The sequence below is a fragment of the Cellvibrio sp. OA-2007 genome (assembly GCF_000953825.1).
Classification (GTDB): domain Bacteria; phylum Pseudomonadota; class Gammaproteobacteria; order Pseudomonadales; family Cellvibrionaceae; genus Cellvibrio.
Genome location: NZ_BBUL01000091.1, coordinates 146,016 through 166,288 on the forward strand (window position 1 = coordinate 146,016; position 20,273 = coordinate 166,288).

At 47.5% G+C, this 20,273-nt stretch carries 20 protein-coding genes; 12 read left to right on the forward strand and 8 right to left on the reverse strand.

Annotated elements, in window-relative coordinates:
- The first annotated feature begins 16 nt into the window (after positions 1-16).
- The 7 genes from AWU77_RS12290 (at position 17) to AWU77_RS12320 (ending at position 7,960) form a co-directional block, all read left to right on the forward strand.
- A complete protein-coding gene (locus AWU77_RS12290; protein ID WP_084618332.1) occupies positions 17-889 on the forward strand; it encodes a MipA/OmpV family protein in 873 nt (290 codons plus the stop codon).
- 14 nt (positions 890-903) lie between these two features.
- A complete protein-coding gene (locus tag AWU77_RS20855; protein ID WP_152625352.1) occupies positions 904-1,350 on the forward strand; it encodes a DUF3019 domain-containing protein in 447 nt (148 codons plus the stop codon).
- A complete protein-coding gene (locus AWU77_RS12300; protein WP_062063814.1) occupies positions 1,350-2,069 on the forward strand; it encodes a response regulator in 720 nt (239 codons plus the stop codon). The genes AWU77_RS20855 and AWU77_RS12300 overlap by 1 nt, the downstream gene beginning before the upstream one ends.
- A gap of 2 nt (positions 2,070-2,071) precedes the next feature.
- Positions 2,072-3,349, forward strand: coding sequence for an ATP-binding protein (locus AWU77_RS12305; protein ID WP_062063816.1), 1,278 nt, complete (start codon positions 2,072-2,074; stop codon positions 3,347-3,349).
- A gap of 215 nt (positions 3,350-3,564) precedes the next feature.
- Positions 3,565-5,817 carry a cache domain-containing protein gene (locus AWU77_RS12310; protein WP_062063818.1) on the forward strand — a complete coding sequence of 751 codons (2,253 nt, stop codon included), beginning with the start codon at positions 3,565-3,567 and terminating at the stop codon, positions 5,815-5,817.
- A 4-nt stretch (positions 5,818-5,821) separates the two neighbouring features.
- On the forward strand, positions 5,822-6,829 hold the full coding sequence (locus tag AWU77_RS12315) for a hypothetical protein (protein ID WP_062063820.1): 1,008 nt from the start codon (positions 5,822-5,824) through the stop codon (positions 6,827-6,829).
- 255 nt (positions 6,830-7,084) lie between these two features.
- Positions 7,085-7,960 carry a collagen-binding domain-containing protein gene (locus AWU77_RS12320; protein WP_062063822.1) on the forward strand — a complete coding sequence of 292 codons (876 nt, stop codon included), beginning with the start codon at positions 7,085-7,087 and terminating at the stop codon, positions 7,958-7,960.
- 76 nt (positions 7,961-8,036) lie between these two features.
- Here the strand turns inward: AWU77_RS12320 and AWU77_RS12325 are convergent, their stop codons facing one another.
- Together AWU77_RS12325 and rsgA are read right to left on the reverse strand one after the other, a co-directional pair.
- Complete coding sequence (locus AWU77_RS12325) at positions 8,037-8,843, reverse strand: sulfurtransferase (protein WP_062063824.1); 807 nt, start codon at positions 8,841-8,843, stop codon at positions 8,037-8,039.
- Positions 8,844-8,956: 113 nt separating this feature from the next.
- Positions 8,957-9,976 carry a small ribosomal subunit biogenesis GTPase RsgA gene (rsgA, locus tag AWU77_RS12330; protein ID WP_062063826.1) on the reverse strand — a complete coding sequence of 340 codons (1,020 nt, stop codon included), beginning with the start codon at positions 9,974-9,976 and terminating at the stop codon, positions 8,957-8,959.
- Positions 9,977-10,106: 130 nt separating this feature from the next.
- Here rsgA and orn point away from each other — a divergent pair, with 130 nt between their 5' ends.
- Complete coding sequence (gene orn / locus AWU77_RS12335) at positions 10,107-10,652, forward strand: oligoribonuclease (RefSeq protein ID WP_062063827.1); 546 nt, start codon at positions 10,107-10,109, stop codon at positions 10,650-10,652.
- 47 nt (positions 10,653-10,699) lie between these two features.
- Here the strand turns inward: orn and AWU77_RS12340 are convergent, their stop codons facing one another.
- The 6 genes from AWU77_RS12340 to AWU77_RS12365 all read right to left on the reverse strand — a co-directional run bounded on the left by AWU77_RS12340 (position 10,700) and on the right by AWU77_RS12365 (position 13,100).
- Entirely contained in the window at positions 10,700-11,407 is a 708-nt protein-coding gene (locus AWU77_RS12340) for a hypothetical protein (protein WP_062063829.1), read from the reverse strand.
- A gap of 20 nt (positions 11,408-11,427) precedes the next feature.
- Positions 11,428-11,715 carry a NadS family protein gene (gene nadS / locus AWU77_RS12345; RefSeq protein ID WP_062063831.1) on the reverse strand — a complete coding sequence of 96 codons (288 nt, stop codon included), beginning with the start codon at positions 11,713-11,715 and terminating at the stop codon, positions 11,428-11,430.
- A complete protein-coding gene (locus AWU77_RS12350) occupies positions 11,708-12,049 on the reverse strand; it encodes a type II toxin-antitoxin system RelE/ParE family toxin (RefSeq protein WP_062063834.1) in 342 nt (113 codons plus the stop codon). The genes nadS and AWU77_RS12350 overlap by 8 nt, the downstream gene beginning before the upstream one ends.
- 167 nt (positions 12,050-12,216) lie before the next feature.
- Positions 12,217-12,474 (reverse strand): hypothetical protein, encoded by a 258-nt coding sequence (locus tag AWU77_RS12355; protein ID WP_062063836.1) that lies wholly within the window; start codon positions 12,472-12,474, stop codon positions 12,217-12,219.
- Positions 12,475-12,597: 123 nt separating this feature from the next.
- Positions 12,598-12,861: a Txe/YoeB family addiction module toxin gene (locus AWU77_RS12360; protein WP_062063838.1), complete on the reverse strand. Its 264-nt coding sequence runs from the start codon at positions 12,859-12,861 to the stop codon at positions 12,598-12,600.
- The gene (locus tag AWU77_RS12365; protein ID WP_062063970.1) at positions 12,858-13,100 is read right to left on the reverse strand and encodes a type II toxin-antitoxin system Phd/YefM family antitoxin; all 243 of its coding nucleotides are present in this window, start codon (positions 13,098-13,100) and stop codon (positions 12,858-12,860) included. Before AWU77_RS12365 ends, AWU77_RS12360 begins: the two co-directional genes overlap by 4 nt.
- A gap of 152 nt (positions 13,101-13,252) precedes the next feature.
- On the opposite strand from AWU77_RS12365, the gene AWU77_RS12370 reads away from it, so the two are divergent.
- From AWU77_RS12370 to AWU77_RS12385, 4 genes are all read left to right on the forward strand, one after another.
- Positions 13,253-15,229 (forward strand): sialate O-acetylesterase, encoded by a 1,977-nt coding sequence (locus AWU77_RS12370; RefSeq protein ID WP_084618336.1) that lies wholly within the window; start codon positions 13,253-13,255, stop codon positions 15,227-15,229.
- 205 nt (positions 15,230-15,434) lie between these two features.
- Positions 15,435-16,703 carry a TIGR03862 family flavoprotein gene (locus AWU77_RS12375; protein WP_084618338.1) on the forward strand — a complete coding sequence of 423 codons (1,269 nt, stop codon included), beginning with the start codon at positions 15,435-15,437 and terminating at the stop codon, positions 16,701-16,703.
- Positions 16,700-17,983 (forward strand): glycosyltransferase family 4 protein, encoded by a 1,284-nt coding sequence (locus AWU77_RS12380; RefSeq protein ID WP_062063841.1) that lies wholly within the window; start codon positions 16,700-16,702, stop codon positions 17,981-17,983. Before AWU77_RS12375 ends, AWU77_RS12380 begins: the two co-directional genes overlap by 4 nt.
- Positions 17,984-18,076: 93 nt before the next feature.
- A complete protein-coding gene (locus AWU77_RS12385) occupies positions 18,077-20,272 on the forward strand; it encodes a choice-of-anchor B family protein (protein ID WP_062063843.1) in 2,196 nt (731 codons plus the stop codon).
- The last annotated feature ends 1 nt before the right edge of the window (position 20,273 follow it).

Here is a 20,273-nt window from a genome sequence, read left to right on the forward strand (position 1 = left end):
ACTGCACAGGTTATAAATGCTTATGTGGATCGGTTCGCGCGTTAGTCTTATCTGCGGCATGCTGTTTTCAGCAGGCGTCGCCATGCAGGTAATGGCTGGCGATCTCTCTAGCGATGTACGCAAAGGTGCCTCGGGGCCAGATACGGGTAATGGCGGTTATGTAGAGGTGGGGCTCGGTTTTGCCAGTTATACCAATCCAGTGGTGGGTGCGCCGGAGGGCAATAAAAAAGGCGAGGTGCACAATGAAGGCTTTATCGATATTAGTGCACGCTACCAATATAACGGCTGGTTTGTGGAATTGTTTTCGCAGAGCCTCGAACAATTCACTATGGGTTACAACTTTTACAATGGTACCCATGATTATACCAGCGGCAATTGGGCGCTCGATTGGGTGGCACTCGCCGAACACGATGAAATGAGTGGCGATGAAACGAATGATTATCGCGGCCTAAAAACCCGTCGCGGTGATTTTATGTCAGGCCCGCGCGCCACAGCTTACCTCGGCAATTATATTGTGCAATTGCACGCGCTTACCGATATTAGCCGCACGCATTACGGTGAACTCTATTCGTTGAAACTTGCGCGTCACTGGCAATATCGCAACTGGAATTTTCACGGCATAGTTGGCGCTACTTATCGCTCACAAGAAATTACCGACTATTATTTTTCTATCGCTGCCGATGAAGCGTCTGAAGTATTTCCTGAGTACAGTGCACCTGCGGGTATGGCCTATGTTGCGGAGTTTGGTGCGACCTATCCGATCAGCGAGAAGTGGGTATTTCGCGGTTTTATCCGGCGCATTGAGCTGGCATCCGTTGCAACTAAAAGCCCGCTTATACTCGATGACCACGGCGAAATTATAGCCACTGCTATTAGTTACGTGTTTTAGTGGTGGCGCTGCAAATGGAAAATTGTATAACCCACGCTTGGCAGAACATCAGATGCCTATGCAAATATGTACGGCACTTGATAAGTGCAAGTATTGTCTTGGGTATAACACATGCCGCAGTAGCGGATGAAGCTGCTAGCGCGGCCGCACAGCTGCAATTAAAACCTCAGCGCTGCGTGGCTTTGCACCAGGGACAGATGTGTTATCAGAGCGTGCAATTATTCTGGCGCGCTCCGCAAGCGGGGCATTATTGCCTTTATCAGCAGTTTGCCGAAACGCCCATTCACTGCTGGCAAGATGTTGCAGCAGGGCAATTTCAATATGAGTTTGCCAGTGATACATCGCTAGACTTGCAGCTGGTTAATGTGCAAGGCAACAAAATCCTGGCTACGGCCACACTGGAAGTGGCTTGGGTGTACAAGGCAAATACCCGGCGTAAAACTCATTGGCGACTTTTTTAATGATGAATACAGAAATACCCGCCAGCATTTTATTGGTAGAAGATGACGCCTCTTTGGCGGAGTGGATATTGCAATATTTGCGCGGCCATAATTATCAGCTGCACCATATTGATCGCGGTGATCAAGTGTTGGCTGCGGTAAAGCAACAGCCGCCGGAATTAATTATTCTGGATGTAATGCTGCCTTACAAAAATGGTTTTGATCTGTGTCGCGAATTGCGCGCTTTTTATTCCGGGCCAATTTTAATGCTCACCGCCTGCGGTGAAGAGGCCGATGAAATTCTCGGGCTGGAACTGGGCGCCAATGATTATTTAACCAAGCCGGTGCGCCCGCGAGTCTTGTTAGCACGAATTAAAGCCCTGCTGCGGCGGGAGCACATTGAACCGGCGAGTGCTACTGCGCAAGAGGGTGAATTGCAATTTGGCCAATTAAAAATCCTGCGCGATGCCAAAAGTGTCTTTTATCGCAACCAGATGATTCCTGTCACTGCCAATGAATTTGATGTGCTCTGGTTATTGGCGAGTCAGGCTGGGCAAGTGATTCGTCGCGAGGCATTGGTAACACAATTGCGCGGCATTGAATACGATGGTTTTGATCGCTCGATTGATATCCGTATATCGCGCTTGCGAAAAAAATTATTTGATAACACCGAGCAACCTTTTCGCATTAAAACCATCTGGGCCAAAGGCTATTTGTTTTCGCCCGAGGCGTGGGAATAATTGTGCAGCGTTTAACCCTGTCGCTGCTCTTGGTAGTGCTCACCGCCGTGGTTGGTCTCGGTTGGGGGATTGACCGCTGGTACAGTGCACAATTTGCCGATGAAGAAGACCCCACCGTTAGCGCCTATAAAAATGTCGGGCGTGAATTGGCGCTGTTGCTTGATGCGGGTGTGCCAACCCAGCAATGGTTGACTGACTCGCGGTTACATCCGCAGCTCTCCGACTACAGCGACTTCCCTTTGCCGGAAGGTGTTAAAACCCATTTTGAAACTGGCGAGCCGCTACTACTCGAGTCGGGCGATCAGCTCACCCTGCATTTTTATCTCAAACAGCAACAACAGGTTTTATCCTTTGCGCTACCGAATGAATTGCGTCAGGAAAATAACGGCGCACTGCGCTGGTTGCTGACCTTGTTATTTTACGGTGGCGTCATTGCCATGGTGTTAATTTGGCTGTACCCCTTATTGCGTCGCCTCGCTTTGCTGCGCAAATCAGCTCAGGCATTTGGTGCTGGTGATTTGCAGGTGCGCATCGCCGCAGATAAGCATTCCTATATCCAAACTATCGAGCAGGATTTTAATCGCATGGCGCAGCGCATTGAGCAGCTGATCGCCGACAATAAATTATTATCGCGCGGTTTGTCCCACGATCTGCGCACGCCGCTCGCTCGCTTGCGTTTTGGTTTGGATGTATTGGAAGAAGCGAACCTAACCCCGGAGCAGCAACAAAATCTCGCCCATTTAAATCGCGATCTTATGGCGATGGAGTCGCTAGTGGAGGCGTTGTTAAATTATGCACGTCTTGAGCAAGCGACCATTTCATTTACGGCGCGGCCCATTCAGCTGGCAGAGTTTATAACGCAGCTGCACGATGATTTCTATTGCGAGCAGGTGGAGTTGGCAATCTCTTCATCCGCATTAAATGTATCTGCGCAGGGTGATCCAGAATACCTCGCTATGTTGTTGCATAACCTGCTGCAAAACGCATTGCGCTATGGTGGTGGGCGTGTGCAGCTCAGCCTGCAGTGGCTGAGTGGTCAGTTGCAGTTAAATGTGGCCGACAACGGCACCGGAATTCCAATCGCTGAGCGTGAAAAAGTGCTTGCGCCGTTTTACCGCAGCGAGGGCAGTCATCATCAAGGGCGCGGTCATGGGTTGGGCTTGGCGATTGTGGCGCGTATCGCACAGTGGCATGGGGCCGAGCTGATTCTCACTGAGTCTACTGAGCTGGGTGGGCTCAGTGTTGTTGTGATTTTTCCAACTGAAAAATTAAGTGCCTAACGCGCAGACCCTATGATTTTTAAAGCACTATTATGGTGCTTTTTTCTCAGATTGCGCCCGTTCATTTCTGCTTGGGTGATCTTGCAAAACATCAACCTTCAATTAATTTTCCATTATTCGCGAGCCAGCTGAAAATCGTGCTAAATTGCGCCCAATAAATAATAATATTTCGGCGCTTTTTTGCTCATCTGCTGTTTTCAATAGGTTGACTGGATATGGAAAAATTCGAGGCTCGCCAGTTCACGGCTCGCTATAACAAAATCATGCTGTATACCTTTTTTGCGGTGTTGCTGGTTTCAGCATTACTGATCAGCATTCAGACTATGAGCGAGGCAAAATATAAAAATAATCAGCTCATTGAGCAATTTAAAACGGAAGCTGTTGCAATCGATAATTTGATTGTGCGCGTCACTGTACTGCTGGATGTAATGCAAAAGAATGCGCAAGATTATTTTACTGATCCGCGCGCTACAGCGAGTTTTTATTTCAGCGGGCTTGCACCAATCGGCATTAACGAATATGGACTGGATAAGATTCCCGCACCCTATGTGGCCAGTGATACCGGCAATTTAACCGGCAAGGGGCGCATGGCAGAACTCAATAGTGAGTTGAAAAATGAAATAGAAATGGCATTCAGCCTGAATAGCGCTTTTAAGTCCACGCTCAATAGTGTCCCCAATGCGGCGTGGGTTTATTACACCTCAAAAAATAATTTTATTAATTTGTACCCCTGGGTGCCTTCGGCGGATTTTAAATTCACCGAGAAATTGCACAAAAAGGAATTTTATACTCGCGGTGTGCCAGCGGCAAATCCCGGTCGAGATATTTTTTGGACGTCGATTTATCTCGATGAGGCAGGCAAAGGCATTATGGTCACTGCGGCAAAACCAATTTATCGCCACGATGAGTTTTTAGGTACGGTCGCGATTGATTTTACGCTGGAAGAATTGGGTAATTACGTCAAGCAGTTTAGGCCTGGCCTAGGCGAATTGTCGATCACCAACTCAGCTGGCCAGTTGCTGGCGCACACCCATATGCAGCTCACGGAACACTCAGTTTTTAAAGATGCCTTGCCGGAAGGTGTGACAACAGAAGCTTTCTCTGCCTCGTGCAGCGACTTGCAATTGGTACAGTTAAATGGTTACCAATATATTTGTTATCAATTAACCAATGCGCCTTGGCAGGTGATTTACCTTGAGCAAACCCAATCTTTTATGAGCCGTATGTTCTCGTCTATAGGTACAGTTTTTATTGTATTGCTAACGGCTTTAGGTATTTTGCTGTACTTGATTAAAAAACTTACCTTTCGCGAATTTATCTACCCTGCCGAATCTTTAGTTCGGCATATTGCCAAACAAGGGGTTGAGGAGAAACCCTCGTCGCGGGTTGTGCCTGCACCCTGGCTGCCTTGGTTTTCCAAAATCAGTGAAACCTTTCAACAAAACCGCAACTTGATTGATGAGATAAAACAAAAAAATACCGAGCTAACTGACCTCAATATTTCCCTTGAACGCTATATGCCGAAATTTATTTTGGTAGTAAGTCAGGAGCAGGGTTGCGGCGCCTCCACCCTCGGCAGTTATTTTGCTGGCAGTTTGGCAAAAATTAATAGTGATAAAAAAACCGTATACATGGAATACCCGGCCAATAATCGCCTAAGTTCAGATTTAGGTTATGCCCCCAGTGAGCGAATTCACAAACACGCCAATGGTTTTGACATCTGGAATGATTTTGATTTGGGTGAAGTGCCAGAGGGCGCAGAGTCATCGCTATTGATGACTAAAATTCTCAACCAATATGCCAATATTGTTATGCATGCAAGGGTCAAGGGCGATGTTAACGGGTTTATTGATACTTATCTTGAACCTTTATTTCGCTATGCCAAGGCGATAGTAGTGATGGTGCCTAATGGCGATAAGGCGGGGCAGCGAACATCGACCTTGGTGAAAAGCATTCAGCGGCATGTGCGTCAAGATCAAACCACGCTCTACACTATTTTAAACCGGACGAGGGAGAATATTAGCCTTGATATGAAGGTGAACTTTGAAATTCCGTATATTGCCGAGCTTGCTCCTTTCAGCAAGGCAGTATTTAACCTGCCCGAACTTGCGGCCAAAGTGGTGAATGAGATTGTGGAGCGCATAGAGCGTGTGCATCAGGTGTGTATTTTTATTCCCACCACCATCAATATTGATCAACCGTTTGACTCGGCGCTGTATGTGGATAAAACCATGGTGTTTTTGGGTGAAAAATTTGGTGGTGCGACCTCTTCCGAGGCGCGGGGTGTGTGGAATAGCGATGGCTCGGGTATGGTCAATGAGGCGGTTCATTTAGTGATTTCCTATACCACTGAAGATGATCTCAACCGCTTTGCCAATGAAGTGATTGAGTTTATAAAGTTGCTCAAAGAAGAATTGCAACAGGAAGCGATGGCGCTTGAAATCAATAAAAAAATGATCTTGGTATAACACTATGCGGCACTTGACACGAATTACCTTTGTATTTTTTCTGAGTATTTTCTCGCTATGGGCAAGCGCGGAGGAAATTGAATTTGCTCAGGAAGATCGGATTGAGATTCCGGTTGGAATTTATATTACCTCGCTTTACGCATTGGATATTCCCGAGAAAAAATTCACCGTGTCTGCTTGGATTTGGTCAACCTTCGATCCCGCAAAACTACCGGACGACTATCGGTTTTATAACAAAATAGAAATCACCAACGCGCGCAGTTGGAGCATTATTGAAAACGAAAACTTCACCATAAAAAATGCCGACGGCACTCTGCACTCCATGACCAAGTTTACTGCGGAAATCAATCAGGATTGGGATGTAAAGTATTTCCCCTTTGATCGGCAGAGTATAACCATCAATATTGAAAGTATTGAATTGGACTCAACCCAAATAAAATTTGTGCCTGACATGAAAAATAGCCGGGTCAGTGATGAATTGGAATTGTCCGGCTGGCATGTATCGCCGATTGATATTCGCAGTTTTGATTATAAATACCCCACGACGTTTGGTATTCAAAGTGGGGCTCAGGGTATCTATCCACGCATGTCATTTATTGTTCCCATCGAACGCAATGGCACGCGGATTTTTTGGACCTATTTTTTAGGCTTCTTTGTTTCTTATATCATCATTTGTATTCTGTATTTTTTTACTGGCGAGTTAATTGAAAGCCGGATTGGCCTGATTATGACGGCCTTGTTTGCTTGCGTTGGGAATAAATACACAGTGGATTTATTGCTGCCATCGAATGATGTGTTTACCTTGTCGGATTTGATTCAAGTTGCCTCGTTTATCATTGTTGGTGTTGGTCTGCTGAGTAGCGTGCTTATCGTGGTGTTAGTAAAAAAAGGTGCGCAGACACTTGCGCAGCGAATTGATTTTTTTATTACCTGGGCGGTCACCCTTGGCTACCCGGCAGCCATATTGATTGGCGTGCTAATGGCGCCCAGTGTGTTGGCGGCGCAAGGTTGATCGGTTAGTTGTTGCTTGCGCCGAAGTCAGGTAGATACATCGGCTGACAACGTTGTCGAATATTTTTACATTATTCGCAGCGAGGCTTGTGGCGGTGTGATGCAAGTCACTGTTTTACTTCAGTCTTCCTACTGTGGTGTGAAAATTGCTTTGGTGTGAGCTGCCGTAATGGCCACTACTTATTAAAACAATATCTCTTACACACAAATACTATAAATACGGCATGAGACCTGACAATCAACCAAAGGTATTCATGTGATTAAACAACTTTTTAAATCAGCGGTGATGGCGTGTGCGTTGACGTCCAGTGCTGTATTTGCTGTGCCTGTAGATTTAGGTTTGGCAGGTGACTATACCCTGCTAAGCGCAGGTCAAATCCCACAAGGTTCCTTAAATCTTGGTTCTTCATCGCATATTTACGGTAACGTGGGTGCGCGTTGGGTAGTAGGTGCAGCACCGGGCACCATTATTGAGGGCGATTTACACGGCGGATATATCAATGCTGCACCGGGCTTGGTAGTTACCGGTGAAACTCGCACCTTGAGTGATGCCGAGTGGGATGCAATATTTGCCGATCTTAGCGCTGCATCAGCGCAAGCACTTGGCATGGGGATGTTTGGTACCAATTTAGGTGCAATTAGTGAATCTACCATCCTGAACGCTACCGGAAGCCTGAGTGTCTTCAATGTTAACGGTAGTATCAATCTGAACAATGGTAAAAGCCTGACCCTTAAAGGCAATGCGAGCGATCAATTTGTCATTAACGTTTCAAATGATTTTTTCCTTTGCAAAGATGCTTTTATCGGTTGTGATGCAGGAATTATTCTTGACGGAGTCAGTGCAGATAACGTGCTTTTTAACATGTATGGTGCTGGTTTAGCGCAAGTGAATGGCGATTTCGTTGGCGCCATGCGCGGTAATTTTATCTCTGCAGGAAACTTTAGCTGGATTCTGGGTGACGGAATGGTTTTTGACCAAGTGCGAATCTTGGCAGGTAATATTCCCACTGCGAATGTGCAAGATGTTTTTGGTATTACCCCTCCACCAGTGAATGTCCCTGAGCCATCATTATTATTGATGTTTGGTTTTAGTTTGCTGGGTTTAGGTTTGGCGCGCCGCCGTCAGCGTTAATTGACGGGTGCCGAGCCAAAAAAATGCCCGCACTGCGGGCATTTTTTTGCAAAGAACTTATCGCGGAATTAAGTTGTTATTTTTCAACCGGCGTAGTTGGGTGATTACCCCATTCGGCCCATGAGCCGTGATAGCCGCGAATATTAAATCCTAACGCTTTGCCCACTAAATAGGTAAAACCAGAGCGATGATGGCTTTGGCAGTGAGTGACAATGCGTTTGTCGGCAGTCAGGCCGAGCGCCGCTAAATATTCACGCGCATCGGTGCGGATACGCAGGGCGTTATCGCGATCCATTAAATTGGTCCACTCACAATTAATCGCCCCGGGAATGTGGCCATTTTTTTGCGCGGTGATGCGTTCGCCAGTAAATTCCGCAGGGCTGCGTGCATCCCACACTACAAAATCGCCGCGATCCAATTCGCCGAGAATATCGGTCACTTCAATCACGACACGCGGATCTATTTTTACATTTACCTTGCTTGGGGTAAGCACGGGAATTTCTTTGCTCAACGATTGGCCAGATGCCAGCCACGCATGCAAGCCGCCATTCAAATAGGAGTAGTGTTTGTGGCCGATGGCATCGAGCGTCCAGATCATGCGCCCCGCCCAGCCACCACCTTCATCGTCATACACCACAACGTGAGTGTCGGGAGTTAAGCCCAAAAACGAAAACACCCGATTGAGTATGTCGGCCGATGCAATCTTGCCCGGCACCGGCGGTTGGCCGCTAAGGATTTTATGTGGCGGCACATGAATCGCGCCATCGATGTGGCCTTGCAAATAAGTCTGCTCGGCGCACATATCAATAACTAATAATTTACTCGTGGGCTGCGCCAAGAGTGCAGCGAGCTGTGTTGGCTCAATCACAAAAGGTAGTGCCATTTTTTTATTCCTTTGGAAGCTGTAATTTTAACCCCCTCCCAGCCTCCCCCTTGGCAGGGGGAGGAGCTTTAACTCCCTCCCTTTTTTAAGGGGAGGGTTGGGGTGGGGTGACTTTAATTCTCGTTTAACGTGCGCAAAATATATCTGTAGGAATCCATACGTGTTGCACTGACTGTGCCATCTTCCAATGCTTTTAAAATTGCACAGCCGGGTTCGTGGCGGTGCGAGCAATCGCGAAATTTACAGTGGCCAATAAACGGTTTGAACTCGATAAATCCTTCCAGTACTTCATCTTCCTCCATGTGCCACAAACCAAATTCGCGGATGCCGGGTGAATCGATCAGGTGACCGCCACCGGGGAAGTGCAAAAGTGTGGCACTGGTAGTGGTATGAGTGCCCTGTTGGCGTTCAGACAGACCGCCCACGCGCAAGTTCGATTCCGGCAGCAGCGCGTTCACCAGCGAGGATTTCCCCACGCCTGACTGCCCCACAAATACACTGGTGTAGTGCGCAAGGTATTCGCGCAATTCATCCAGCCCGGTTTCGGTTTTGGTGGATACCATCAATACCGTGTAACCCAGCTTGCGATAAGTCGTCTCCAAATAGGTGACTTTTTCGCGTGTGGCATCATCAATACGGTCGGTTTTGTTAATCACCAATACCGGCTCAATGTCGATGGCATTGGCGGCGACCAGATAGCGGTCAATCAAATTGGCATGAGGTTCGGGGTAGGGGGCGACCACAATCATAATGCGATCGATATTGGCAGCTACGGTTTTCATATCGCCGTGCGGGTCAGGTCGCTGCAGGGCGGATTCGCGCGGCATCACCGCCACTACCACGCCCATAGGGTTGCCGGTGCGCCAAACCACTCTATCGCCAGTCACCAGTGAACCCAGGTTGCTGCGGAAGTGGCAGCGCTGGTGTTGCCCTGCCAACTCACCTTCAGTTGCCTCTACCACCACTTGCGTGCCGTAGTGGGTAATGATCAGCCCCAGTTGTTCCGGTCCTAAATCGCTCTCATTCATTTGTGCATCGGCTTGTTTGTCGCGCTTGGCGACGCGCGCGGTGCGCTCTTCTTGAACTTTTTCAATACGCCATTGCTGGCGGCGGGTGAGTTTGCGTTTAGACATGCGTGGGTGCTTTTAACCTGCGGTCGGGTGGTTGGATGGGTTCGTTTGGCTAGACTGGATAATTACATTAAGCTGCGCGCAATTGTGCCCTATTTACGCAGTAAAAACCCATGTTGCCGAGGAAAAACCCATGCTAAATGAAAACAACCTAATCTGGATCGATCTGGAAATGACCGGCCTCGATCCCGATACCGATGTGATTATCGAAATCGCCACCATAGTCACCGATGCCGACCTCAATATCCTCGCCGAAGGCCCCGTATTCGCCATTCATCAGCCTGACAGCATCATGTTAAATATGGATGAATGGAACACCAACCAACACGGCAAATCCGGCCTTACCCAGCGCGTGCGCGAGAGCCAAGTCAGCATTGAACAAGCGGAAGCCGAAACGATTAAATTTTTGGAGCAATGGGTTCCCAAAGGCAAATCCCCCATCAGCGGCAATTCCATCTGCCAGGATCGCCGCTTCTTAGTGCGCGGCATGCCCAAACTGGAAGATTATTTCCACTATCGCAATTTAGACGTAAGCACCGTAAAAGAATTAGCTCGCCGCTGGAGACCGGATGTAATTGCTGGCGTAAAAAAATCCGGCGCACATTTAGCGTTGGATGATATTAAGGATTCGATTGCAGAACTGCAGCATTATCGGGCTACGTTTTTTAGGATGGAGTAGTTTTTTGCGGGGTTGGAATGATGAAGGCGCCGGTTGGCGCCTTTTCTTTATTCTATTGGACGGTATACCTGTCTGAGTAAAACATCATTGAGAATGAAGTTTTTTGGAAGCGTTTGAAATTCATATTCTAACTGAATTTCCATATCTCTCACTATGCTTTCAATGTATGTATATGATTCCGACAAATTTGCTGTTTTTCCTCCCAGTGATAAGCATATTCTGTCGGTTGGTAATTCAAGTTCAGCTAAAATTTCTGGCCGTTTAAATTTGGGTTCGCTTTTTAGTGTTCCTGGCTGTAACGTACAAAAATAAGCTTCAAGAGGTGTTGAGTTGAAAACAGTCATCCATGTCATAACGCCGAAGGCTGCTCCGCCTTTTGATATAACACTATCAAATCTTTGATGAGGATGGTCGGCTATATTTCGAATATCAATTACCTGTTCAAGAGAGTCTGAAAATGATCGTACTCCTTCAGTGAGAGGTTCTTTAATTGCATGGGGGAATTTTATGTATAAGTTTCTAAGTTTGTGAATGGCATCAACCATTGCCCATGCATCGAGAAAAACGTATGGAATGACAGTTTGTAGTTTATCGGATTGGGGGGGCGATAATGCAATTTCAGTGAGTAGCTCTCTCATGCGAGAGTAAGAAATTTCAATAATATCTGCTGCATGTCTGATTCCATCAATAAATACAGTTTGTTTTGGATTTAATGTGTTTGGGACTCTTCTGAAGCTTGAGTTTGTAGAAAGCATAACGCGATCTCTTTAACTGGTTAAGTGCGCAGTGCTCTAAGCACTGCCTGCGGCTCCTTCGCCACCACATTTAATAAAACCAACGCTGGCCCTTGTGGTGTGCGATCACCTCTTTCCCAATGACGTAACGTTGCGACGCTAATACCAAATGCAGAAGCAAATTCATTTTGTGACATGCCGACTTTTGCGCGCAGGTCTTTTACATCGATAGCAGTAAATTCATGGATAACCGCTTTGCTCGCGTTACCTTTTGAAAATTCCAAAGCGTCTTCAAGACCCTGTTTGATGCTGGAAAATGCGCTACTCATTTTTATCACCGTAATGCTTATGTAATAGGTCGGCCAGCTTGGCTAAATCATTGCGTTCTGCGGGCGAAATATTGGTTTTTTCATTTTTACCAAAAGCCGTTAGCAGAAACAGTGGAATGGCTTCGTTGTGATAGTAGTAAATCACTCTTGCACCACCACTTTTTCCTTTTCCTTGAATTGCCCAGCGGAGCTTTCTGATGCCGCCTGTACCCCTGATTAAGTCACCTGATTGCGGGTGTGCTGCGAGGTAGTTGATAAGGCTTCGCTTCTCGTCATCAGAAAATAATCCTTCTGATGTACGAATAAATTCGGGGAGTTCAACTATGGTTTGCATTAATGGTCATCCTAATCCATTGGATTATAGCAATCAATCCGTGTTTTCAATTGATTTCGTTCTGTTTGAAGGGGGCTTATAACGAGAAATTTACCAAAGATAGCATCTGATCCATAGGCAGATTGTGCATATAGTCTATAGGTCAGTGCGCGCTTATCTGCGAGCAATTAATCACCGCCGCCATCTCCACCACTATCGCCATCACTATTTTTACCTCCACCCAAAAATCCTCCACCGAAATCATCCGATCCTCCATCGCCTCTGCGATTACTGTGGGAACGACGTATAAGCCAGATAATCAATATCAACAATGCGGCGGAAAATAGCAGAGGGAATAGCATGCCCCTGATTATGTCGGGGGAGGTGATTTCACTTTGGGAATAGGCGATTGCCATGATGATCAGCAACAGAATGGGTCTACGCATGGTTACTACTCCTTGGCGCCTACTGCTGAGGCGGCGGGTTACTGCGCGTGGCGCGCCCTACGGTCAATGTTTGAGCAAGAGTAGATTATCACTAATTTTTATTCTGGGGTGAATTACGCGACATTACTCGTAGTGCGTCCACATCCGCAGTACTTTCACTGTTTGCAGTTCATCTATGACCTGATACACCAGGCGGTGCTGAATATTAATGCGACGCGAGTATGCGCCGCTCAAATCGCCAATCAACTTTTCATAGGGTGGGGGATTTTGGAAAGGATTGGATTTGAGAATGTCCAGCAATGCAATAGCTTTGTCCTTTAAGCCTGCTGCCGCTAATTTTTGAGCATCTTTTTGAGCGTGTTTGCTAAAAATAATTTCCCAACTCACCAGTCCAACTCCTTGGCACATTTATCGATAGGTTCTGCCATGGATTCACGAATGGATTCGCGCATTCCAGGCACGGAAAGAAGATATAGCGTTTCTTGAATCGCAGTCCAGTCTTCTTCCGAGATTAGAATGGCATTGTTACGTTTGCCGGTAATGAGAACGGGTTGATGACTGTCTGCCGCTTCATCAATAAGGCGATAAAGGTTTGAGCGAGCTTCGCTGACGGTGAAACTGGACATGAGATTGCTCCTGAAATGAACAGATAAAGCGTACGCCATTGCGTACGTCTTATCAAGTTGCTTTTCAATGCCAAGTTGGCTAGGGTTTATCTGGTATACAAGTATATTGATTTTCGCCTTAAATCCATCCATAACCATAAAAGCTACTACTTATGAGAAATTCACGAGCTATTTATTCGCAGCTGTTGCTGCTGATTTGCCTTTCTTTACTCTCTATTTCCAATGCCTTTGCCGATGTCAACTTGCCGCGCCTGTTGAATGACGGTGCAATTCTCCAGCGCGATAAACCTTTAACGATTTGGGGTTGGGCGGCTGAAGGGGAGAAGGTGACGGTGAGTTTTGCGGGTAAGGAGAAATCGACCCAGGCCGTTGATGGAAAATGGCAAGTGACGTTTCCCGCGCGTAAAGCGGGTGGGCCTTACGAGTTGGTGGTGACGGGCGAGAAGAATCAATTGAAACGCAACAACATTTTGCTGGGTGATTTATGGGTCGCCTCTGGTCAGTCGAATATGGAATTGCCATTGCGCCGGGTGAGACACCAATACCCGGGTTTGATTGAAACTACGCAGCAGCCCAATATCCGTGAATTTAATGTGCCGGTTGCCTACGAATTTAAAGGCCCCTTGAGTGATTACACACAAGGCGCCTGGAAAACCGCGACGCCGGAAAATTTGGAAGGTTTTTCTGCAGTAGGATTTTTCTTTGCGCAAAAACTATTGGCAGAAAATAAAGTGCCGGTGGGCATTATCACAATTCCTGTCGGCGGTTCACCGGCTGAGGCTTGGGTGAGTGAATCGGTACTGCAACAATATCCCGAGTATTTTAAAAAGCTGCAGCCATTTAAAGACGATGCCCATGTGCAGGCGACTATCGCCAAAGATAAAGCCAATAGCGACAAATGGTATGGCGATTTGGGTGCAGCCGATCTTGGTTTGAAAAATAATTGGTCGCAAGAAAATCTCGATACCAGCGAATGGAAAACCTTGCAAGTGCCGGGCTTTTTAAAAGAGCAGGGCATTGATTTCACCAACGGCGCATTCTGGGTGCGTAAAACGATTGAATTGACGCAAGCGCAAGTGGCCAAAAAAGCGGTGTTGTGGTTGGGTTGTATTGTGGATGGCGACCAGGTTTTTGTGAACGGACAAGCCGTTGGGCAAACGGGTTATCAATATCCACCGCGTATTTATGCTGTGCCTGCGGGGCTGTTAAAAGCCGGTAAAAACAGCATCGCCATTCGTGTAACCAGTTATTCGGCCAATGCCGGTTTTGTAAAAGATAAACGCTATGCGCTCATGTTGGGTGAAAGTAAATTTGGTGCGGCTTACTCGGGTGATGAAGAGGTTTCATTGCGCGGCGAGTGGCAATATAAAATCGCTGCTACAGCGGGATCTATGCAACCTGGTACGACCTTGCATTATCTTCCATCATCATTGTTTAACGCGAAACTGGCACCTGCGCTGCAGCTGAAAATAAAAGGTGTGATTTGGTATCAGGGTGAATCCAATGTGAGTCGTGCAGCGGAATATCAACAATTAATGACGGATTTAATTAACGATTGGCGCAAACAATTCCAACAAAAAGATCTTCCTTTTGTGTATGCACAATTGGCCAACTTTCTGCCTGCCGTTAGTCAACCAGGTGAGAGTGGCTGGGCAGAGTTGCGCGAAGCACAGCGCAAAACTCTCGCGGTAAAAAATACCGCGATGGCAGTGGCAATTGATGCCGGTGAGTGGAACGATATTCATCCATTGGATAAACAAACGGTCGGTGAGCGTTTGGCGCTGGGTGCGTTGAAAGTGGCTTATGGTAAAAAATCGTTGCTTGCCTCTGGGCCATCGCTGAAAAAAGTGAAGGCTGAGAGCGGTAAAGTGGAGTTGACCTTTGCGGATGTGGGTAAGGGCTTGGAAACTCGCGGAGGTGAGTTAAAGCACATCGCCATCGCAGGTGCGGATAAGAAGTTTGTGTGGGCCAAGGCGGAAGTGAAGGGCAGCAAGATAGTCGTGTGGGCTGATGCTGTCGCTGAGCCTAAGTGGGTTCGCTACGCATGGGCGGATAACCCTGCAGGGGCAAATCTGTATAATAGCGCCGGTCTGCCTGCATCGCCGTTTGAGGCCAGTGTTTTGGATTAGTTATTTGCTGAGCCCCCGCTGCATGGACTCCGGAGTCTTTTCCGAGACTCGCCGTGAATCCATCCGTGGAGGCTCATTGCCCGCATCCCTGCGGGCAACGGTCTCTGAAAAGACTCCGCAATCCATGCTGCTACCTATGAGTTCTACATAGGAAACAACAGTAAACGCCGATGCAGAAATCATTTTCTCATCGGCGTTTTTTATTGTGAAACAATTCGATATTTTTGATCTTCCCCCTACAAGAACCGTTGCGATCATTGGCGGCGGCCCTGCGGGTTTAATGGCGGCAGAGGTAATTGCCGCTGCGGGACATCAGGTTTCTGTTTACGATGCCATGCCATCGGTTGGGCGAAAATTTTTATTGGCTGGAGTGGGCGGAATGAATATCACCCATGCAGAACCCGCTGAAGATTTTCGCGCGCGCTATTCTGCCAATTCACATTTCATTAATACCCTCAAACAATTTGATGCCGATGCATTGCGCAGCTGGGTGCATGGTTTGGGTGTTGAAACTTTTGTGGGCACTTCGGGGCGCGTATTTCCGGCGGATATGAAAGCGGCGCCGCTGCTGCGTGCTTGGTTGCATCGTCTACGTGAGTTAGGGGTGAAAATTTATCCGCGCCACCGCTGGTTGGGCTTTGAAAACAATAAAGAATTAATTTTTTCGGCGCAGGAAAACGGCAATAACACGACCAAAAGAATCACGGCAGATGCGGTGCTGTTGGCCTTGGGGGGCGCCAGTTGGCAGCGTTTGGGTTCCGACGGTGCGTGGGTGCCGTTGTTGCGGGAGCGCGATGTGCAAGTGAGTACACTAGTGCCGAGCAATTGTGGTTTTGATGTGAGTTGGAGTGAACTGTTGCGCAGCCAACATGCGGGTGCGCCGCTGCACGGAGTGGGATTAAGTTGTAGTGACTTGCAGGGCATGCACCGCAGTATTTTGTCGGAAGCGATTATTAGTGTTTATGGTATCGAGGGAACAGGTATTTATGCTTTATCAAAATATTTGCGCGAACAGTTAACACAAAATGGTTCGGCATTATTGAATATCGATCTGCTGCCAGATTTGCCGCTGGAAAAAATTGTGCAGCGGTTAAATAAACCGCGCGAGAAAAATTCGCTCAGTAATTTTTTGCGCAAACAATTAAATCTCTCGCCTGCCAAGTTGGCATTGTTGCGTGAACTCACCAGCAAGCAAACCTTTGAAAAAACGGATCTGCTCGCGCTGGCGATTAAAAAACTGTCGCTCACTTTAACTGCCGCTCGCCCAATCGATGAAGCGATTAGTAGCGCCGGTGGGGTTGCGGCTAAAGAGTTGGATTCCGCCTTTATGCTTAAAAAAATGCCCGGTGTTTTTTGCGCTGGGGAAATGCTGGATTGGGATGCACCCACTGGCGGCTATTTGCTGACGGGTTGTTTTGCATCTGGCCGCGCGGCCGGTTTTGGTGTTGTTCGCTATTTGCAGGCGCAGCCATGAAACAGGTATTAGTGATTGGATATGTCTGGCCTGAGCCAAATTCCTCAGCTGCCGGTAGCCGCATGCTGGAATTGATCCACGTATTTTTGGCGCGCGGCTGCGCGGTGACCTTTGCCTCAGCGGCGGCTTTGTCTGAACATAGGTTTAATTTGGCAAGCATCGGTGTTGCGGAAAAATCCATTGCACTCAATTGCAGTAGTTTTGATGCATTTATTGCGGAGCTGCAACCGGATGCGGTGTTGTTTGATCGCTTTTTTACCGAGGAACAATTTGGTTGGCGAGTAGAGCAGGTGTGCCCGAGTGCATTGCGTATTCTGGATACGGAAGATTTGCACAGTCTGCGCCATGCGCGCCAGCAGTTATTAAAATCAGCGCAGAAAGCGTGCGCGAACGAAAGAGAAAAACAATCGGTTGCACCAATCACTGCAGATAGCGCGCTGCTTTATCAGCAGATGTGTGCCGGTGATATGGCGGTGCGCGAAATAGCGGCTATTTTTCGCTGCGACTTGTCTTTAATGATTTCAGAGTATGAAATCGAATTGTTGCAGCGTTATTTTTCAGTGCCTGTACAATTATTGTTTTACTGCCCCTTTTTATCACAACCAAAAATAGATTCTGCGTTATTGCCTGAGTTTTCGGTGCGGCAACATTTTATCGCCATCGGCAATTTTCGCCATGAACCCAATTGGGATTCGGTACTCTGGTTAAAACATCAATTGTGGCCGATGATCCGCGCACAGCTGCCACAGGCGGAGTTACATATTTACGGTGCCTATCCGCCGCCTAAAGCGACCCAGTTGCACAATGCCAAAGAAGGTTTTCATATCAAGGGTTGGGCGGTCGATGCGCAAACGGTGATGCAATCGGCGCGTGTTTGTCTCGCGCCGCTGCGTTTTGGTGCCGGCATTAAAGGCAAGTTAATGGATGCTATGCGCTGCGGCACTCCGAGCATTACCACCGCGATTGGCGCTGAATCCATGTGTGGTGAAATGCCTTGGGGTGGTGCGGTTGAAAATACGGCGGAAGAATTTGCTGCGGCCGCAGTTGCGCATTATCAGGATGAAATTCTATGGCAACAAAAACAGCAGCAGGGTTTTAGTATTTTGCGCAATTATTTTTATCGCGCAGATTATAGTGTTGTTTTGCAAGCACGTTTAACTCAACTTGCCGAACAGCGCGAGCATGAGCGCAATAATAATTTTATCGGCCAAATGCTGCGCCATCACTCACATAAAAGTACTCAATATATGGGGCAGTGGATTGAGGCGAAAAATAAATAAATTTTGATGTGCTGGCAAAGGCAGCCTTATCTGCTTGAGTTGCAACCTGTCATGGGCTAGGCTAAGTTTTTCATTACTCTGCAAGGTAGCGCTGTGATTAATTCTCTCGGTAAATACAGGTTTTTATTTCTATTTGCGTTAGTGCATTCCCCAGTGCAGGTGTTGGCCCATGCCGAACACGATAAGGAGCGTTATGTTGCTGTGGATGGAGTAGATGAGGGGCGTTGCGATCAGAAAACCGCTCCCTGTAATACCATCGCCTATGCCGCAAAACAGGCGGGTAAGGGCGACAAAATTTTAGTGGCGGAAGGCCGTTACGATATTGCTGATGTTGACTCTATTTTTTATCTTGCAGGTAGCGCGGTACCTGTCACTGCGGGTTATCAAAAAGGTAGCTACAAACCGTCAGCACAAACGGGTAATACCATTTTGGTCGGTGTGCCGCCTGAGTTTAGTGCTGGCCTTGCGCAGAAAGGCTTTACCGTTATTGCTGATACTAAAGGGCTTAATCGCGAACAGCAGCAGTATCTCAATGCCAAACAAACACAAGTGGATGCGATGGCGCAAGCGCAAGTTGCGGTGCCTTGTGTTGCCGGCAAAGCGGGCGAGTTTAGTTGCAATAAATTAGATCTGCTCGCGCATGTGCCACTCGCTACACTGGGTAATAGTAATTCGCGCGGCAATGATATTTGGGGTCACTTTGACTTGAACGACCAACGCGAATACGCGCTGGTGGGATTGACTAATGGCGTGAGTGTGGTGGAGGTGACTGATCCACTGAATCCCCGCATCGTCAATTTTATTGCCAGCCAAAATACGATTTGGCGCGATCTAAAAACCTATCAATATTTTGATCAAACCCGGCGCCGCTGGATGAGTTATGCCTATGTCACGGCGGATGCGGCCTCAGTCGGCACAATGATTCTGGATTTGACGCAGTTGCCTGAAAAAGTAGTGCAGCTATCGAGTGAAAAAACCGACACCAGTGCGCACAATATCTATATCAGCAATGTGGATTATTCGACTGGCGTTGCACTTACTGGTCGTACACCCTACCTGCATGTGGCGGGCAGCGATAAACAGGGCGGTGCATTTAATACTTACTCGCTGGCTAATCCCATTAGTCCGGTTTCGGTTTATAAAAACGCAGCCAATTCGCGCAATTTTTATAGCCATGATGTGTCATCGCTGTGGATTGGCGATGCGCGCCGCGAGCAGTGCGTCGATAAAAATAATGATTGCGATTTGTTGCTGGATTACAACGAAGATGAAATTTTGTTGTGGGATAAAACCGATAACGCCAAGCCGTTTAATTTGGCGCGCAGCACTTATCAATATGTTTCCTATGTGCACTCCGGTTGGTGGACGGAGGATCGGCAATTTATCACCGTGCACGATGAATTGGATGAACAGCGTTATAGCTTAAATACACGCGTGCGTTTTTTCGCAATTAATAATTTGCGCGCGCCGGAGTTGGCTGGTGAATATATCGGCCCAACCGCTGCAATTGATCACAATGGTTATACTCGCGGCAATCGCTATTACATCTCTAATTATGAGCGCGGCTTGGTGGTGCTGGATATTTCTGACCCGCGCAAGCCGGTAGAGGCCGGTTTTTTTGACACTTATCCGCTGGCTAATTCTGCCTCGTTTAATGGCGCTTGGGGCACTTATCCGTTTTTGCCGAGCGGCAATATTGTGGTGAGCGATATCAATAGCGGCTTGTACGTGATTCGCGATAATACTGCAGGTGCGCAGGGCAGCGTGAAATTTTCCGGCGCACAGCGCACCGTGAAAGAAGGTGATGTAGTGCGTTTGTCGCTAATGCGCATCGGAGGAAATGTAGGTGCGGTAGAGGTGTTTTTTGAAACGCAAACCGGCAATGCTGACGCTGCAGATTTTACAATGAGCGCGGGCAGCGTGAGCTGGGGCGATGGCGATAGCAGCGAAAAAATAATTGAAATCCCGATTGTGGCCGACGGTGCAGACAATGAATTTACTGAGACTTTTTTTGTGCGACTGTTTAATCCGCGCAATGGGTTGATGTTGGCATCGCCCAATTTGGTTGTCATTAATATCGCTGATAAGCCCGATGAACCGGTGGTGCTGAGTTCATCATCCAGTAGCTCTTCGGCAACTGCGTCATCAATCGCATCTTCATTGAATTCGACCAGTTCTGTTATTGCATCCAGCGGGCAAAAATCGACTGGTGGTGGATCTATACCAGCGCTATTCATTGTTGCCCTCGGAATCTTGTTTGTAGTTAAACGAATTACCCGCGGTGAATAAA

Coding starts and splice junctions, on each gene's coding strand:
- AWU77_RS12290 (WP_084618332.1), top strand. CDS start 17: ATGCTTATGTGGATCGGTTCGCGCGTTAGTCTTATCTGCGGCATGCTG.
- AWU77_RS20855 (WP_152625352.1), top strand. CDS start 904: ATGGAAAATTGTATAACCCACGCTTGGCAGAACATCAGATGCCTATGC.
- AWU77_RS12300 (WP_062063814.1), top strand. CDS start 1,350: ATGATGAATACAGAAATACCCGCCAGCATTTTATTGGTAGAAGATGAC.
- AWU77_RS12310 (WP_062063818.1), top strand. CDS start 3,565: ATGGAAAAATTCGAGGCTCGCCAGTTCACGGCTCGCTATAACAAAATC.
- AWU77_RS12315 (WP_062063820.1), top strand. CDS start 5,822: ATGCGGCACTTGACACGAATTACCTTTGTATTTTTTCTGAGTATTTTC.
- AWU77_RS12325 (WP_062063824.1), bottom strand. CDS start 8,843: ATGGCACTACCTTTTGTGATTGAGCCAACACAGCTCGCTGCACTCTTG.
- rsgA (WP_062063826.1), bottom strand. CDS start 9,976: ATGTCTAAACGCAAACTCACCCGCCGCCAGCAATGGCGTATTGAAAAA.
- orn (WP_062063827.1), top strand. CDS start 10,107: ATGCTAAATGAAAACAACCTAATCTGGATCGATCTGGAAATGACCGGC.
- AWU77_RS12340 (WP_062063829.1), bottom strand. CDS start 11,407: ATGCTTTCTACAAACTCAAGCTTCAGAAGAGTCCCAAACACATTAAAT.
- nadS (WP_062063831.1), bottom strand. CDS start 11,715: ATGAGTAGCGCATTTTCCAGCATCAAACAGGGTCTTGAAGACGCTTTG.
- AWU77_RS12350 (WP_062063834.1), bottom strand. CDS start 12,049: ATGCAAACCATAGTTGAACTCCCCGAATTTATTCGTACATCAGAAGGA.
- AWU77_RS12355 (WP_062063836.1), bottom strand. CDS start 12,474: ATGCGTAGACCCATTCTGTTGCTGATCATCATGGCAATCGCCTATTCC.
- AWU77_RS12365 (WP_062063970.1), bottom strand. CDS start 13,100: ATGTCCAGTTTCACCGTCAGCGAAGCTCGCTCAAACCTTTATCGCCTT.
- AWU77_RS12370 (WP_084618336.1), top strand. CDS start 13,253: ATGAGAAATTCACGAGCTATTTATTCGCAGCTGTTGCTGCTGATTTGC.
- AWU77_RS12380 (WP_062063841.1), top strand. CDS start 16,700: ATGAAACAGGTATTAGTGATTGGATATGTCTGGCCTGAGCCAAATTCC.